The sequence below is a fragment of the Ancylobacter sp. TS-1 genome (genome assembly GCF_009223885.1).
In the GTDB taxonomy this organism is placed as follows: domain Bacteria; phylum Pseudomonadota; class Alphaproteobacteria; order Rhizobiales; family Xanthobacteraceae; genus Ancylobacter.
Window position 1 is genome coordinate 2290957 of the sequence record NZ_CP045144.1, and the last position, 15007, is coordinate 2305963.

Consider the following 15007-nt stretch of genomic DNA (forward strand, 5'->3'; position numbering starts at 1 on the left):
GCGGATGTATCGCGCGCAGGACATCGCCTTCATGGCCGGCGGACGGCCGCTGCTGGACGGCGCCTCGGCGGAGGTCCGGCCGGGCCGCGTCACCGTGCTGATCGGGCCCAACGGGGCGGGCAAGTCGACCCTGCTGCGGGTGCTGGCCGGCGAACTGCGCCCGCGCGCCGGACGGGTGACGCTCGACGGCGCGGACATCGCCGCCCTGCCGCCGGCCCGGCTCGCCCGGCGCCGCGCCGTGCTGCCGCAGAGCGTCCAGGTCGCCTTTCCCTTCACGGTGGAGGAAGTCGCCGGCATCGGCGCGCCGCGCGGGGCCGATCCGGCCGCCCATGCCCGGCGGGCGCTGGCCCGCGTCGAACTGGCGGCGCTGGCCGGCGAGCGCTACGAGCACCTGTCGGGCGGCGAGAAGCAGCGCGTGCAGCTGGCCCGCGCGCTGGTGCAGCTGACCTGCGGCGAGGGCGGCGGCTATCTCCTGCTGGACGAGCCCACCGCCAGCCTCGACCTCGCCCAGCAGCTGCTGGTGCTCGGCCTGATGCGGGAGCTGGCCGCCGAGGGTGTCGGCCTGCTGGCCGTGCTGCACGACCTCAACCTCGCCGCCATGGTGGCCGACGAGATCGTCGCGCTGAAGGACGGGCGCGTCGCCGCGCGCGGCACGCCCGCCGAGGTGCTGACCGATACCCGCATCGCCGAGCTTTACGGCGTCGCCGCCCGGGTCGGCTGGGCTCCCTCGACGCCCTTCCTGCTGCCGCAGTCGGCGGCGCGCTGAGGACGGGTAACCCGATCCGGCAGAGATTCGGCGCGGGCGGTCTGGACAGGCCCACCCATTCCACTACCCTTGCGTCATGCACCGATGGAATCGCGGCGTCGGCCTGCCTCCCCGCGGCACCGCCGCCGTGAGGCGGGGCGCGTGCGGGACAGTGCGAAACGGGCCGGATGCGCGATCCGATTGTCGGCGCGGATCCAGGTGCGAAGGCTCGACAGGCCGTTGAAACGATGTCCGTGATGGATCGACAGGAACTGCTGCTGCCCCTGCCCGCGCAGCAGGGGGGCCCGTGCGGCTACACCGATGCCGACCTGACCAGCGGATCGCGCATTTCCGCCTGGCTGCGCGCCGGCACCGAACGGCTGCGCCGCGCCTGGCGGCCGCCGGGAGAAGCCGGGGGCATCGACTCCGAAGAACGCGAACCCGAGGACTGCGTCGAGCAGTTGATCCGGATTCTTCTTCACCACACGTTCAACTACCAGTCGCGCGGGCGGCTCGCCCCTCTGCTGGAGGGGTTGCGACAGAACCTGCGGCAACAGGTCCGCGAGCGCCGCCCGATCACCTTCTTCTTTCTCTATAATGGCGGCTATCGCGCCTCGCCGCTCGCCGGCGGCCCGCGCTTCATCTTTCGCCCGGACCAGACCGAACTCGCGCTCCTGTTCCAGATCGCGGCGCTGCAGGAGCGTGTCGCGGCGATCTATCCCGCCGGCATCGACTTCGTGATCGTCGTCAACAATGGCGTGTCGAGCTGGGTCAACCACATCCCCTGTGCGACGACCGAAGCCTATGCGGCGGAGCTGCGCCGCATGATCCGCGCGAGCGGTGCCGAAGGCGGCATCCGCGTGCTGGTCCAGTCGGAGGTGGAAGGCTATGGCGAGCTGGACCCGGACACGCCGGTGACGCCCCGCCCCGCCCTGTCGGCCAAGGAGCACGAGATCGTCGAGCGCTTCCTCGGCCGGCGGTGCAGCGAGGCGGAGGCGCGCCTCCTCAACGCGTTCTATGCCCTTTCCGAGTCGATCTGGGCCGAGCAGCTCCGGCCCATCGCCGCCGCGCAGCACGCGATCCTGTTCCGGCAGGTCGCCCACCCCTCGACGCTCTCCTTCCGTCCCTTCGCGGGCGGCGCGATACGCGTGCAGAACGGCACGCTCGGCTTTCATGAGAGCGAGGGGAGGCTGATCCCCCGGCTCGTCACGGCGTGCCTCGCCGATCATATGAGCGTCAGGCCGGTGCCGGTCGCCGTGCCCGGAGCCGCCGTCGACGATCCCGCCCCCGGCGTCGGGCACGCCTGATGGAGGCCGCCCTTCGCTGGCACGCCTCACCCTTCGCGGCACCGGACGACGACGCGCTCTCCACCCCCCTGCCGGCTTCGCTCGCCCGGATCGCCGCCCGCTGGCCGGATCGGCCGGCGGTGCTGCATGGCGGGCAGGGCGTCACATTTGGCGAACTCTGGCACCGCGTGGCGGGGCTTGCCGAGGAAATCCGGCTCTGCCCGGCGCCTCCCGGCCCGATCGCGCTTGTCCAGACGCTCGGCCTCGATGCCGTCGCCGCCTGGTTCGCCTGCCCGCTCGCCGGCCGCCCCTTCCTGCTGCTTGAACCGGGGCATCCACCGGCGCGGCTGGCGGAACTGATCGCGGCGGCCGGCGCGCCGCTGGTTCTGTGCGACGGCGCCACTATCGGGAGCCTGCCGCCGGACGCACCGGCAATCCGGCTGGTGTCGGACGGGCGCCGCCGTGCCGCGCATCCCGGCCCGATGCTCGGCGCGGACGAACCGGCCATGATCTTCCCGACATCCGGCTCCACCGGGCGGCCGAAGCTCGTCACCTATGCCTCGCGCAACCTGCAGGCCAAGGTGCAGGCCTCGATCGGGCTGATGAGGGTGCCGGAGGGCGCGCGCGTCCTGATCGCCGGATCGCACGGGAATTACGGCTACCTGCACCACGCGCTGGTCTTTCTCCTCGCCGGCGGAACGCTCTGCCTGTCGGATGTGAGGGAAGACGGCTTCAGCGGCATGCTCGCCGCGATCCGCCGGCTCGACGTGCGCCATCTCCGCTTCACGCCGTCGATGTTCCGGCTCTTCGCCCGCCTGCCGGAAGCGCGTGAATCGCTGCGTGGCCTCGACAGCGTGCGCTTCTCCGGCGAACCGCTCCTGACCAGCGACCTCGATCTCGCCCATGCCGTGCTCGGCCCCCACTGCCTCATCCAGAACGTCTATGGCAGCACCGAGAGCGCGCTCTTCGTCTGGAGCGAGGGCGATGCCCTCGATCCCGAGGCCGGCACAGTTCCCATCGGACGGGTCTACCCGCTGTTTTCCTATGCGCTGCGGCCCCTCGACGGGGCGGCACCGGCGGCCGGAGCGGGCGAGCTTGTCATCCGCTCCGCCGTCCATGCCCTCGGCGATCTGAGCGGCGGCGCCATCCGCACCGAACGCTTTGCGCCCGCGCCGGACGGCGAGGCCGGGAGGATCTACGCCACCGGCGACATCGTGCGCCCTCTGCCGGATGGCAGCCTCGTCCTGCTCGGGCGGACGAGCCGTATGGTCAAGATACGGGGCCAGAGGGTCTACCTCGCCGAAGTCGAGAATCATCTGCGCGCCATGCCCGGCGTCACCGGCGCCGCCGTGGTCGAGCGCATGGAGGCGGGCGCCGTCGTCCTGACCGGTTTCATCACCCTCGCCCCCGGCGCCGGGGCACCGCCCGACCCGCGCGGCTGGCTCGCCGGCCGCCTGCCGGATTTCATGCTGCCCCGCCGGATCCGCACCCTGCCGGAAATCCCGCTGCTGGCCGGCGGCAAGGTCGATCACGGCGCGCTTCGCGCGCAGATCCCGGACGAACCGGCCGACGCGCCAGCCCGGCGTGAGCGCGGCGGCAGCGATTTCGACCGCCTCGCCGGACTGTGGCGGGAGATACTGGGACCGGGCGCGGACGGCCCCGGACGCGACTTCTTCGCGCTTGGCGGGGACTCCCTCAAACTGATGGAGCTGGGCCTCGCCGTGGAACGGGATTTCGGGCGCCGGCTGCCGGCGGCGGACTTCATCGCCGATGCGACCCTGCCCGGCCTTGCCCGCCTTCTCGGGTTGCCCCCGCCCGCGCCGCCCCTCGGTGAGGGGACGGGGCTTCGCCTTCGTCGCGTCCGGCCCGCCCCGGGCGCCTCGGAAGGGGTGGCGCTGGCCATGCCGGGCGCGGGCGGGGTCGCCGCCCTCACCCCCTTCCAGCGGGCCGGGCTCTTTGCCGGCCACGATCTGTGGGCCGCCGACACGAGCGGGGAGACCGGCAGCCTGCTGGAGGGCCGGCGGTGGCTGCGGCGAACCTTCGAGATCGTGGAGCTTCTGCGCGCGGGAAAGGCCCCCGCGCCCCGGGTGATCTTCGGCTATTCGTTGAGCGGCAGCCTGGCCTGGCTGGTCGGCCGGCTGCTGGCGGGCACACCGCAGGCCCCCGACCTCGTGGTGATGGTCGACGCCGTGCCCCTGCACCGCATCGGCCTCTACCGCAACGCGGAGCTGGACCGCGCGCTCGCCGCCCTGCCCCGCGAGGCGGCGCCGCCGGTGCTGCACATCCGCCGTGGCCCGCTGCCCTCGCTCGGCCTCGCCTTCGACACGCTCAGCCTCTGGAAACCGGAGGACGGAATCACCGTCGCGGTCGACATCCCCACCGTCGAGCATGGCGATCTGGCCCGGCCCGAGGTGCTGGCCCTCGCCGGGGAATGCGTCGCGGCCGCGCTGGCCGTGCCGTCGCGCGAGCGCGCGGTGTCGTTTCCCGCCGATGCCGTCGAGAGCTTCGGCGGCCGCGTCTACCGGGCGCTGGAAGGCCCCGCGCCGCTCGGGGACGCGGGGCTCGACCGGCTCGTCGCGGATGTGCCGGACTGGATCGGATGGGAATGCGCGGTCGCGCTCGTGCCCCTGCTGCTGCGGGACGGCGGCAGGGACCGGGCGCGCCACTTCCTCGACAGCGCCCTCGCGCGGACCCCCGATTCGCGCCTGCTGCACTATGCGCGGCAGCGCCTCGAAAGGCCGCCGGAAGCCCTGCGTCCCGGCACCTCGCCGCTCGCCGGCCTTCATGCGGGGTCGGAGCATTTCCTGCGCCGGGCGGCGCTGATCGACCGGATACTGCTCGTGCACCAGACCCCCGCCGAGGCCCCGGTCTGGTCGCCCGCCGGCCATGCGCGGCAGGTGGCGGACATTGTGCGGTCCGTGCGCAACGCGCGCGCCGCCCGTCGCGGGATGTCCGCCAGCGCGGACGCGAAACGTCTTCCGCGCTCAAGGCGCGATGGCGACATCATGTAGGGAAATGCACGCGCCCGGACGGCACATCGGCCGCCTATCGGGCCGGTTGGAGGAAGTCCGGGACAAATCCGGGACTTCGGAAGCTGGTGGAGCCGAGGGGATTTGAACCCCTGACCTCTGCAGTGCGATTGCAGCGCTCTCCCAACTGAGCTACGGCCCCAAGCCTCAGGCCGCGCCTTGTACGTGCGGCGCCGGCCCGCTGTCAAGGCAGCTTGACGCACGCGCGGGCGCCGCCTGTGAATCGGGGTTGCCGCAATGCGGCCGCGCCATTAAGCATCTTGACGGGCGGCGGTTTCCGCGTCGCACACCGATCCCCTTCCGAGGCTCGCGATGTACTCGCTTCTCTGGCTCTTCGACACGCTGATCACGCTCTACGTCTGGATCCTCATCGCCTCGGCCATCCTGTCGTGGCTGGTGGCGTTCAACGTCGTCAACCCGCACAACCCGTTCGTGCGCAATCTCGGCGAATTCCTGTGGCGGGTCACCGAGCCGGTGCTGGCGCCGATCCGCCGGCTGCTGCCCAATCTCGGCGGCATCGACGTCTCGCCGGTCATCCTGATCATCCTGCTCTATTTCGTGCGCAATCTCGTCTTCGAGTTCCTGGCGGGCGCGTGAGTCTCCCCTCCGTTCCCTGGAGCCTTAGCGCCGACGCGGTGCTGGTGACGGTGCGCGCGACACCGCGCGGCGGGCGGGACGCGATCGACGGCCTCATCGCCCTTGGCGACGGGCGGCCCGCGCTCAAGGCGCGCGTCTCGGTCGCGGCCGAGGACGGCAAGGCGAATGACGCGCTCGCCCGGCTGCTCGCCAAGGCCGCCGGCATCGCCCCCTCGCGGGTGGAACTGGTCTCCGGCGCCACCGGCCGCACCAAATGCTTCCGCCTCTCCGGCGACCCGCATGACATCGCCGCGCGGCTCCAGGCGCTGATCGGAAACGGATCGCCGGCTTAATCGCAGGCGGTGAGGAAGCGGGCGCGCCGCTCAGCCGTTCCAGCCGAAGGCGAGCTTCTCCAGCGTGCGCTCGCCGAAGGTCTCGGTGGAGCGGGCGACGCCGAGCCCGCCCATGGCGCGGTAGAAGCCGACCGCCGTCTCGTTCGCCGCCAGCGCCCAGACCGCCATGCCGTCGAAGCCGGCATTGGCCAGTTCCTTGCGCGCATCGGCGAACAGGCGCCGGCCGAAGCCGAGCCCCTGATATTCCGGCCGCAGGTAAAGCTCGTAGATCTCGCCCTCATAGGGCAGGCCGCGCGCCCGGTTGCGCCCGACATTGGCGTAGCCCGCCACGCTGTCGCCGAAAGTGAGCACGACGACGCGCGAGCCGCGCTTGAGCGCGGTTTCCCACCAGGCGGGGCCGCGCCGCAGGATCATCTTCTCCAGCTCGAAGCCGGGGATCAGGCCGCGATAGGCGAAGCGCCACGCCGAGTCGTGGATCTCGGCGATGTTGGCGGCATCGGCCGGGGCAGCCCGGCGTGTCTCGACAAGGAGCGTGCTCATGACCCGATGGGAGCAAAACCGCTCCCCCGGATCAAGGGCTTTCCGCGTTACTGACGATTTCGTTCCACCGGGGCGTGGCATCGGCGCCACGCCCGGCGGAGCCGGCCGCGAGGCGAGGGCTCAGACGCCCTCGGACTCCTTGCGGCGCTCCTCGCGCTTGCGCTCGTTCGGATCGAGCCAGCGCTTGCGGATGCGGATCGACTTCGGCGTCACCTCGACCAGCTCGTCGTCCTGGATCCAGGCCAGCGAGCGCTCCAGCGTCATGCGGATCGGCGGGGTGAGGCGCACCGCCTCATCCTTCGAGGTGGTGCGGATATTGGTGAGCTTCTTGCCCTTGAGCACGTTCACCTCGAGATCGTTCTCGCGGTTGTGCTCGCCCACGATCATGCCCTGATAGACCTTCCAGCCGGGCTCGATCATCATCGGGCCGCGATCCTCGAGGTTCCACAGCGCATAGGCCACCGCCTCGCCGGCCTCGTTGGAGATCAGCACGCCGTTGCGGCGGCCGGGGATCTCGCCGCGATGCGGCTGATAGGCGTGGAACAGCCGGTTCATGATGGCGGTGCCGCGCGTGTCGGTCATCAGCTCGCCCTGATAGCCGATCAGGCCACGGGTGGGGGCGTAGAAGACGAGGCGCTGGCGGCTGCCGCCGGAGGGCTTCATCTCCACCATCTCGGCGCGGCGCTCGGACATCTTCTGGACGACCACGCCGGAATATTCCTCGTCGACGTCGATCAGCACTTCCTCGATCGGCTCGAGGATCTCGCCGGTCGCCTCGTCCTTCGAGAACACCACGCGCGGGCGCGAGACGGCGATCTCGAAGCCCTCGCGGCGCATGGTCTCGATCAGCACGGAAAGCTGGAGTTCGCCGCGGCCGGAGACGAAGAACGAATCCTTGTCCGAGGATTCCTCGATCTTCAGCGCGACATTGCCCTCCGCCTCGCGCAGCAGGCGGTCGCGGATGACGCGGCTGGTCACCTTGTCGCCCTCGGTGCCGGCGAGCGGCGAATCGTTGACGATGAAGGACATGGTGACGGTCGGCGGGTCGATCGGCTGCGCCTTGAGCGGCGTGGTCACGTCGAGCGCGCAGAAGGTGTCGGCCACCGTGCCCTTGGAGAGGCCGGCAATGGCGATGATGTCGCCCTGCACGCCTTCCTCGATCGGCTGGCGCTCGATGCCGCGGAAGGCGAGGATCTTGGAGACGCGGCCCTGCTCGACCAGCGAGCCGTCCTGCGCCAGAACCTTGATCGCCTGGTTCGGCTTGATCGAGCCGGAGGTGATGCGCCCGGTGATCATGCGGCCGAGGAAGGGGTTGGCCTCCAGCAGCGTGCCGATCATGGTGAAGGGGCCGTCATCGACGGTCGGCTCGGGCACATGCTTGAGCACGAGGTCGAACAGCGGGGCCATGCCCTCGTCCTGCGGGCCTTCCGGGCTCTCGGCCATCCAGCCATTGCGGCCGGAACCGTAGAGGATCGGGAAGTCGAGCTGCTCGTCGCTGGCGTCGAGCGCCGCGAACAGGTCGAACACCTCGTTGATGACTTCCTGCGCGCGGGCGTCGGAGCGGTCGACCTTGTTGATCGCCACGATGGGGCGCAGGCCCACCTTGAGCGCCTTGCCGACCACGAACTTGGTCTGCGGCATCGGCCCTTCGGCGGCGTCGACCAGAACGATGGCGCCGTCCACCATGTTGAGGATGCGCTCCACCTCGCCGCCGAAATCGGCGTGGCCGGGGGTGTCGACGATGTTGATCCGGGTGTCCTTCCAGACCACCGAGGTGGCCTTGGCGAGGATGGTGATGCCGCGCTCCTTTTCGAGATCGTTCGAATCCATCACACGCTCGGCGACGCGCTGGTTCTCGCGGTAGGAACCGGACTGCTTGAGCAGTTCGTCCACCAGAGTGGTCTTGCCGTGGTCGACGTGGGCGATGATGGCGATGTTGCGCAGCTTCATATGAAAACACCAAAAAGCGGGCCCGAAGGGCTTCGGACCCGCGTGAATTTTGCGGCGCACTATACTCAGAAAGCCCGCAATGGCAATGACGGCGCCGCGCGCTGCGTCAACCCGGCCGAAGGCGGGGCCGCCGGCCCGCGATATTCCGGCGCCTTCCGTTCCCGGAGGGCGCCCCGACCGCCGCCGGATTCAGTGGTCGAGCCGCAGTTCCCACAGCCGGCGGATCTGCGGCGGCTTGAGCACGGCGCCGTCGGCGGTGCGCAGCCAGGCGACCTCGCGATTGGCCGGCGCCTGCGTCATGGCGAAGGCGACGGCATCCTCGACGGAGCCGAACTCGAAGGCCTCGGGCCAGGAATCGGGGGCATCGACAGTGTGGGACGCCGGCCAGTACTGCAGCCGGACGGGTTCGTGACGGGCGGTCATCAGCCATCCTCCTCGAAACGCGCGTCGGAAGCGGGCCGGACCCGCGCGGGCGGGCGCGGCGGTCTTCTTCAACGTCCGGCGGGCGGAAAGGTTCCGCGCCCGCGCCATCGACGCTTCATCCGCCGCGAACCCTTGAAGCGCCGGGCGCACGGCCCACCTTGAAGCTATCGAGAACGCAAGGAGAGGGCGATGATCGACGACAGCGGCAGGCCGGGCGAGCCGGAATACACCGAGGCCGAGATCGACGAGACGGTGGAGGAGAGTTTCCCCGCCAGCGACCCGCCGGCGTTCGGCGGCATCACCGGCGATGTCAGGCCCTCCGATGGCGGCGTGCCGGGCGGCGCCGTGGCGACACCGCCACCCACCGAAGCGGATGTCGACGAGGCGCTGGAGGAGAGCTTCCCGGCCAGCGACCCACCCTCCTTCACCGGCGTCACCGGAGTCAAGGAAGGCTGAGGCGCGGCCTTCCCTGTTCCTCCCCGGAGAGGGGCTTCCTCACGCCACCGGCTTCTTCGCCCACGGGCCGAAGCGCGCGTCCGGCTGGGCGGCGCGCAGCATCATCATCTCGCCGACATTCTCCGGCGACAGCAGGCCGATGAGCTTGCCCGAGGCATCGAGCACGCCCACCACCGGGGCGCCGCTCTCGGTGATCAGCTTCAGCGCACGGTCGAGCGGGGTGCGCGCGCCCACAGTGGGCACCTCGCCCTGCATCGCCTCGATCACCGAGGAGGCCGGCCCCTTGGCCTGCAGCGCGTGGATCATCGCGTCGCGCGTCAGCACCCCGCGCAGATGGTCGGCGCCGTCGACGATGGGGAATTCCTTCTGCGTGGTGCGGATCAGCGCCTCGGCGGCATCGCCGACACTCGCCTGCGGGCCGAGCGTCTCGAAGCGCGTGATCATGGCGTCCTGCACCAGCAGGCCCTGCGCCGCCTGCTTCATCTGCACCTGACCGGCCTCGCCCGTCGCGGCGAGGAAGACGAAGACCGCGATGATGATCAGCATCGGATTGCCGAAGATGCCCAGCACGCCGAGCATCACCGCGAGGCCCTGGCCGATGGAGGCGGCGGTCTGCGTCGCCTGCGCGTGGCTCATCTTCATCGCCAGCAGCGCGCGCAGCACGCGCCCGCCATCCATCGGGAAGGCGGGAATGAGGTTGAACACCACGAGGAAGATGTTCGCCGCCGCCAGCTTGGCGATCAGGCTCACATGCGGGTTCTCGATGTTCTCGATGTGCTCGACCCCGACATTGCCGCCGAGATAGAGCAGCAGCAGCGCCGCGATGACGACATTGACCAGCGGCCCGGCAATGGCGACGACCAGTTCCTCGGACGGCTTCTCCGGGATGCGCTCCAGCCGGGCGATGCCGCCGAACGGCCACAGCGTGACCTCCGGCGTCTTCACCCCGTAGCGCCGCGCCGCGAAGATGTGCCCGAACTCGTGCAGCAGCACGCAGAAGAACAGCAGCCCGACAAAGGCCACGCCCTCCCACGCCGCGCCCGACCCGCCCTGCTGGTAATAGGCGACCCAGATCCAGACCAGAAACAGCAGGAAGGTGACATGGATGCGGACCGCGGTGCCGTAGACATGTCCGACGGTGAGCGACCAGGGCATGGGGTTCTCCTCGAGGCGGGCGGGCACGCTTGCCACCGCGCCGCCAGCATAACCGCAGCGCCATGACAGGACAGCGCAAATAGCCCTCTCCGCGCGGCGCCCGTCGCGAGGCCGTCATCCCGGACGGCCGCAGGCCGATCCGGGATCGCGGGCGGATTCGCGAACGCTCCCGGCGCTCGCTTCGCGCGGCCGGGACGACGATGGTCGGGCAAGGCGTCCATGCCCGGGACAGCCCCGGGCATGACGGCGTTCAGTCGGAAACGGCTACCGAAACGGGACGATCAGCGCCCCAAACGGCGGTCGCGATTGGCCAGCGTGCGCAGGCGCAGCGCGTTGAGCTTGATGAAGCCGGCGGCGTCGCGGTGGTCGTAGGCGACCGCGCCTTCCTCGAAGGTGACGAGGTCCTGATTGTACAGCGAGTAGGGCGAGGCGCGCCCGACCACCTCGACATTGCCCTTGTAGAGCTTGAGCCGGACTTCGCCGGTGACGAATTCCTGGCTCTTGTCGATCAGAGCCTGCAGCATCTCGCGCTCGGGCGAGAACCAGAAGCCGTAATAGATCAGCTCCGCATAGCGGGGCATGATGTCGTCCTTCAGATGCGCCGCGCCGCGATCGAGCGTGATGCTCTCGATGCCGCGATGGGCCTGAAGGAGAATCGTGCCGCCGGGGGTCTCGTAGACGCCGCGCGACTTCATGCCGACGAAGCGGTTCTCGACGAGATCGAGCCGGCCGATGCCGTTCTCCTTGCCGAGTTCGTTCAGCCGGGTCAGCAGGCTGGCCGGCGAGAGCGCGATGCCGTCGATGGAGACCGCGTCGCCCCTGTCGAAGCCGACGGTGATGTAGGTCGCCTTGTCCGGCGCCGCCTCGGGCGAGATGGTGCGCTGGTAGACATATTCGGGGGCTTCCTCGGCCGGGTCCTCCAGCACCTTTCCTTCCGAGGAGGAGTGCAGCAGGTTGGCGTCGACCGAGAACGGGGCTTCGCCCCTTTTGTCCTTGGCGATCGGGATCTGGTGGCTCTCGGCGAAGGCGATCAGCTGCTCGCGCGAGCGCAGATCCCATTCGCGCCACGGCGCGATCACCTTGATCTCCGGCTCCAGCGCGTAATAGCTCAGCTCGAAGCGCACCTGGTCGTTGCCCTTGCCGGTGGCCCCATGCGCCACCGCGTCGGCGCCGACCTTGCGGGCGATCTCGATCTGCTTCTTGGAGATCAGCGGGCGCGCGATGGAGGTGCCGAGCAGGTACAGCCCCTCATAGAGCGCATTGGCGCGGAACATCGGGAAGACGTATTCGGAGACGAACTCCTCGCGCACATCCTCGATGAAGATGTTCTCGGGCTTGATGCCGAGCATCTCGGCCTTCTTGCGCGCCGGCGCCAGCTCCTCGCCCTGGCCGAGATCGGCGGTGAAGGTCACCACCTCGCAGCCATAGGTGGTCTGCAGCCATTTGAGGATCACCGAGGTGTCGAGACCGCCCGAATAGGCGAGCACCACCTTCTTCACATCGTTCGCCATTTCACGTTCCGCAGGAAAGAAGCCGAGCTTTCGAAAGCGCGCGGACTATAGGCATGGCGCGCGCCGGTGCAAGCTCCGCCGTTCGCGCCTCAGGGGGCGGAGGGCGGCAGGGGTTCGGCGGGAGGCGCCCCGGCAGGCGAAGGGACCGGCGCGGCGGCGGGGCGCGGCGTGCCGAGCGGCTTCCAGAAGCCGGCATTCCAGCCCGCCACCAGCCAGTAGGCGAGCCCGCCGGCAAGGCCGGCCGCGACGATGTAGAGATCGCCGTCGAATGGCACCGGCGCCTGCGCATAGGGCGCGAAGACCGAAGCGGCGAGCCAGGCCGACAGCGCGCCATTGGCGACATGGAACATCCAGGAGCGCACGGCGAAGGCTTCGGCGAACAGGATGCCGATCAGCGCCACCGCCCACATCGCCAGCGCTACCATCATCAAGAGGTAGCTCGCCGCCGCCAGCGCGTCGAACAGCGCCGCCGCCTGCACCTCGGCATTGTCGGCGAGAATGTCGCCGAGGCGCCAATAGCCGAACAGGATGACGGCGAAGCTGGCGATGAAGCCGACGATCATGCCGAGCGGCACCACGACGAGGCGAAGCAGCAGACGCAGCAGATTGTCCATGAAGGCTCCTATTCCGCCGCCGCCGCCATGGCGCGCAGCGCCAGCCGCTCGCGGGCGGAGAGCTTCTCGGTCTCGCTCTTGAGCTGGCCGCAGGCAGCGAGGATGTCGCGCCCGCGCGGCGTGCGCACCGGGCTCGAATAGCCGGCGCGGAACACGATGTCGGAGAACTGCTCGATGGTCTCCCAGTCCGAGCACTCGTATTTGGTGCCCGGCCACGGGTTGAAGGGGATGAGGTTGATCTTCGCCGGGATGCCGGCGAGCAGCTTCACCAGCGCCTTCGCATCGGCCGGCGAATCGTTCACGCCCTTGAGCATGACGTACTCGAAGGTGATGCGCTTGGCGTTGGAGGCCGGCGGATAGGTGCGGCAGGCCTCCAGCAGCGCCTTGAGCGGGTACTTCTTGTTGATCGGCACCAGCTCGTCGCGCAGTTCGTCGCGCACCGCGTGCAGCGAGATGGCGAGCATCGGCCCGACCTCGCGGCCGAGCCGCTCGATTTCCGGCACCACGCCCGAGGTGGAGACGGTGATGCGGCGCTTGCCGATGCCGAGCCCCTCGCCATCCGCCAGCACCTCGATCGACTTGGCCACCGAGTCATAGGCATAGAGCGGCTCGCCCATGCCCATGAACACGATGTTGGTCACCAGCCGGTCGCCCTCGGTGGGCAGGCCGGGGCCGACGGCGCGCTCGCGGCCGGGATAGTCGCCGAGCCGGTCGCGCGCCACCATCACCTGCAAAACGATCTCGGCGCTGGTGAGGTTGCGCACGAGGCGCTGGGTGCCGGTGTGGCAGAAAGAGCAGTTGAGCGTGCAGCCGACCTGCGAGGAGACGCACAGCGTGCCGCGGTCGCTCTCGGGGATATAGACCATCTCGACATCGTGCGGCTTGTCGCCGGCAATGTCGGGGGGCAGGCGCAGCAGCCATTTGCGGGTGCCGTCATTCGACACCTGTTCGACCACCACCTCGGGCCGGTCGAGCGTGAAGGCAAGGCTGAGCTTCTCGCGCAGCCCCTTGCCGACATTGGTCATCTCGTCGAAGGACAGCGCCCCGCGCAGATAGATCCAGTGCCAGAGCTGGGCGACGCGCATGCGCTGCTCGCGCTCGCTCACGCCGATCTCGGCCAGCGCCTCTCCAAGCCCGGCGCGGTCGAGCCCGGCAAGGGAGCGCCGCTTTTCCGTGCCCGGCATTTCAACGGGGCCGCGCGCCCCGGCGGCGGACGCCGCAGTGGTATCGATCAGGTTCATCGCTTTATCGAAGGTCAGTGTTTGCGCGCCTCATAGCACAGAGCGGCGGGCGAGGCGAATGGGTAGACAGTCCCCGCCAATCCGGCGACGTCATCCCGGCCGCAGCGAAGCGGAGAGCCGGGATCGCACGCCAAGTCGTCACGCGATCCCGGATACGGCCTGACGGCCGTTCCGGGATGACGCGGGCAAGGCCCTCACTTCAGCGGCACCCAGATGTCGATGACGAGATCGTCCGGCGGCGTGGTGCGCGGGTCGGAGCGGTATTCCTCGACATAGAGATCCTGCGCCTCCAGGTCCTTGGCGTCGAGCAGGTTGGCGATCTGCTCATAGGTCGGGTCCATAGCGTCATAGGGCCCGCGATGGGTGAAGCGCAGCGCCCGGCCCGCCGGCGAGGCGGAGAACTCCGCGCCGTTCTGCGGCTTCTCCGTCGTCGCGCCCTCGAATGGCACCGCCGCCTCGAAGTCGAAGCCGAGATCGTCGGTCGCCGTGTAGATGATGAACGACGCGCCATTGGCCTTGAGCTTCAGCCGCGCCAGTTCGGCGTCGATGTCCCTCAGTGTGGCGACGATGGTCTCGAAGGCCTCGTCCCAGCTCGCATGCGCCTTCTTCATCAGCACCGGCACCGGCTTCAGCACCGCCTCGTCGCCGAATCCGTCCGGCCGCTTCAGCGGGTCGGGCGCCGGCGTCACCGTCTGGGTGTCGACGCCCTTGGGATCGACCACGGGCGGCGCGACGAGGGCGTCGTCGTCGAGCGGCCCGCCGTCGTCTTGCGGCGCCGGGTCGGCCGGCCCGGCCTCCGGGGCGGGAGCGGGCGTCGCGGGAGCGGGGGCCGCCTGCGCGTCCGTGGACGGGGCGCCTGCCGCCGGGGCGTCGGGCGCGGGAACCGTCTGCGCCGGCGGCGCGGCGGGGGCAGCGGCCTGCGCGTGCAGCGGCGCCGGCGCGCTCGCGAGGAGAAGGGCGGCGAGAAAGAACAACCGTCGCGTCAGCGGGCGAACGGGCGGAGACAGCAGCATGGTCGGATCACCGGAAAGGGCGCGGGCGCGCGCGATATGTAGCATTGTCCCGTAAGACCCGCGACGGGCGGCACGAAGGCGGCGCGAAGGCATGCGGGCTTTCGAGCGGCCCGCG

14 protein-coding genes and 1 tRNA gene are annotated in these 15007 nt (G+C 70.0%); 6 read left to right on the forward strand and 9 right to left on the reverse strand.

All coding sequences use genetic code 11. The features are described 5' to 3' along the window. Positions 1-4: 4 nt before the first annotated feature. From GBB76_RS10775 to GBB76_RS10785, 3 genes are all read left to right on the forward strand, one after another. Positions 5-766 (forward strand): heme ABC transporter ATP-binding protein, encoded by a 762-nt coding sequence (locus GBB76_RS10775; RefSeq protein ID WP_152303299.1) that lies wholly within the window; start codon positions 5-7, stop codon positions 764-766. A gap of 236 nt (positions 767-1002) precedes the next feature. After that, positions 1003-2052, forward strand: coding sequence for a hypothetical protein (locus GBB76_RS10780; protein ID WP_152303300.1), 1050 nt, complete (start codon positions 1003-1005; stop codon positions 2050-2052). Next, positions 2052-5042, forward strand: coding sequence for an AMP-binding protein (locus GBB76_RS10785; RefSeq protein WP_152303301.1), 2991 nt, complete (start codon positions 2052-2054; stop codon positions 5040-5042). Before GBB76_RS10780 ends, GBB76_RS10785 begins: the two co-directional genes overlap by 1 nt. An 84-nt stretch (positions 5043-5126) precedes the next feature. Here the strand turns inward: GBB76_RS10785 and GBB76_RS10790 are convergent. Continuing rightward, positions 5127-5202: transfer RNA gene (locus GBB76_RS10790), tRNA-Ala, on the reverse strand. Positions 5203-5372: 170 nt separating this feature from the next. Here GBB76_RS10790 and GBB76_RS10795 point away from each other — a divergent pair. Both GBB76_RS10795 and GBB76_RS10800 read left to right on the forward strand, forming a co-directional pair. Beyond that, positions 5373-5657 (forward strand): YggT family protein, encoded by a 285-nt coding sequence (locus GBB76_RS10795; RefSeq protein ID WP_152303302.1) that lies wholly within the window; start codon positions 5373-5375, stop codon positions 5655-5657. After that, on the forward strand, positions 5654-5989 hold the full coding sequence (locus tag GBB76_RS10800) for a DUF167 family protein (protein WP_152303303.1): 336 nt from the start codon (positions 5654-5656) through the stop codon (positions 5987-5989). The genes GBB76_RS10795 and GBB76_RS10800 overlap by 4 nt, the downstream gene beginning before the upstream one ends. Before the next feature lie 30 nt (positions 5990-6019). Here GBB76_RS10800 and GBB76_RS10805 read toward each other — a convergent pair whose 3' ends face one another. The 3 genes from GBB76_RS10805 to GBB76_RS10815 form a co-directional block, all read right to left on the reverse strand. Further along, the gene (locus GBB76_RS10805; RefSeq protein ID WP_152303304.1) at positions 6020-6529 is read right to left on the reverse strand and encodes a GNAT family N-acetyltransferase; all 510 of its coding nucleotides are present in this window, start codon (positions 6527-6529) and stop codon (positions 6020-6022) included. 120 nt (positions 6530-6649) lie between these two features. Next, positions 6650-8479, reverse strand: coding sequence for a translational GTPase TypA (gene typA / locus GBB76_RS10810; protein WP_152303305.1), 1830 nt, complete (start codon positions 8477-8479; stop codon positions 6650-6652). Positions 8480-8668: 189 nt separating this feature from the next. Further along, positions 8669-8902: a hypothetical protein gene (locus GBB76_RS10815; RefSeq protein WP_152303306.1), complete on the reverse strand. Its 234-nt coding sequence runs from the start codon at positions 8900-8902 to the stop codon at positions 8669-8671. Positions 8903-9091: 189 nt separating this feature from the next. On the opposite strand from GBB76_RS10815, the gene GBB76_RS10820 reads away from it, so the two are divergent. Next, complete coding sequence (locus GBB76_RS10820) at positions 9092-9358, forward strand: hypothetical protein (RefSeq protein ID WP_152303307.1); 267 nt, start codon at positions 9092-9094, stop codon at positions 9356-9358. 39 nt (positions 9359-9397) lie between these two features. Here the strand turns inward: GBB76_RS10820 and GBB76_RS10825 are convergent, their stop codons facing one another. From GBB76_RS10825 to GBB76_RS10845, 5 genes are all read right to left on the reverse strand, one after another. After that, positions 9398-10513: a site-2 protease family protein gene (locus tag GBB76_RS10825; RefSeq protein ID WP_152303308.1), complete on the reverse strand. Its 1116-nt coding sequence runs from the start codon at positions 10511-10513 to the stop codon at positions 9398-9400. A gap of 281 nt (positions 10514-10794) precedes the next feature. Continuing rightward, positions 10795-12024 (reverse strand): argininosuccinate synthase, encoded by a 1230-nt coding sequence (locus GBB76_RS10830; RefSeq protein WP_152303309.1) that lies wholly within the window; start codon positions 12022-12024, stop codon positions 10795-10797. 89 nt (positions 12025-12113) lie between these two features. After that, positions 12114-12638 (reverse strand): hypothetical protein, encoded by a 525-nt coding sequence (locus tag GBB76_RS10835; protein ID WP_152303310.1) that lies wholly within the window; start codon positions 12636-12638, stop codon positions 12114-12116. Between the two features lie 8 nt (positions 12639-12646). After that, on the reverse strand, positions 12647-13879 hold the full coding sequence (rlmN, locus tag GBB76_RS10840; protein WP_152303311.1) for a 23S rRNA (adenine(2503)-C(2))-methyltransferase RlmN: 1233 nt from the start codon (positions 13877-13879) through the stop codon (positions 12647-12649). Positions 13880-14073: 194 nt separating this feature from the next. Next, positions 14074-14892, reverse strand: a complete 819-nt coding sequence (locus GBB76_RS10845) for a GyrI-like domain-containing protein (protein WP_152303312.1) — start codon at positions 14890-14892, stop codon at positions 14074-14076. Between the last annotated feature and the right edge of the window lie 115 nt (positions 14893-15007).

Coding starts and splice junctions, on each gene's coding strand:
- GBB76_RS10775 (WP_152303299.1), top strand. CDS start 5: ATGTATCGCGCGCAGGACATCGCCTTCATGGCCGGCGGACGGCCGCTG.
- GBB76_RS10780 (WP_152303300.1), top strand. CDS start 1,003: ATGGATCGACAGGAACTGCTGCTGCCCCTGCCCGCGCAGCAGGGGGGC.
- GBB76_RS10785 (WP_152303301.1), top strand. CDS start 2,052: ATGGAGGCCGCCCTTCGCTGGCACGCCTCACCCTTCGCGGCACCGGAC.
- GBB76_RS10795 (WP_152303302.1), top strand. CDS start 5,373: ATGTACTCGCTTCTCTGGCTCTTCGACACGCTGATCACGCTCTACGTC.
- GBB76_RS10805 (WP_152303304.1), bottom strand. CDS start 6,529: ATGAGCACGCTCCTTGTCGAGACACGCCGGGCTGCCCCGGCCGATGCC.
- typA (WP_152303305.1), bottom strand. CDS start 8,479: ATGAAGCTGCGCAACATCGCCATCATCGCCCACGTCGACCACGGCAAG.
- GBB76_RS10815 (WP_152303306.1), bottom strand. CDS start 8,902: ATGACCGCCCGTCACGAACCCGTCCGGCTGCAGTACTGGCCGGCGTCC.
- GBB76_RS10820 (WP_152303307.1), top strand. CDS start 9,092: ATGATCGACGACAGCGGCAGGCCGGGCGAGCCGGAATACACCGAGGCC.
- GBB76_RS10825 (WP_152303308.1), bottom strand. CDS start 10,513: ATGCCCTGGTCGCTCACCGTCGGACATGTCTACGGCACCGCGGTCCGC.
- GBB76_RS10830 (WP_152303309.1), bottom strand. CDS start 12,024: ATGGCGAACGATGTGAAGAAGGTGGTGCTCGCCTATTCGGGCGGTCTC.
- GBB76_RS10835 (WP_152303310.1), bottom strand. CDS start 12,638: ATGGACAATCTGCTGCGTCTGCTGCTTCGCCTCGTCGTGGTGCCGCTC.
- rlmN (WP_152303311.1), bottom strand. CDS start 13,879: ATGAACCTGATCGATACCACTGCGGCGTCCGCCGCCGGGGCGCGCGGC.
- GBB76_RS10845 (WP_152303312.1), bottom strand. CDS start 14,892: ATGCTGCTGTCTCCGCCCGTTCGCCCGCTGACGCGACGGTTGTTCTTT.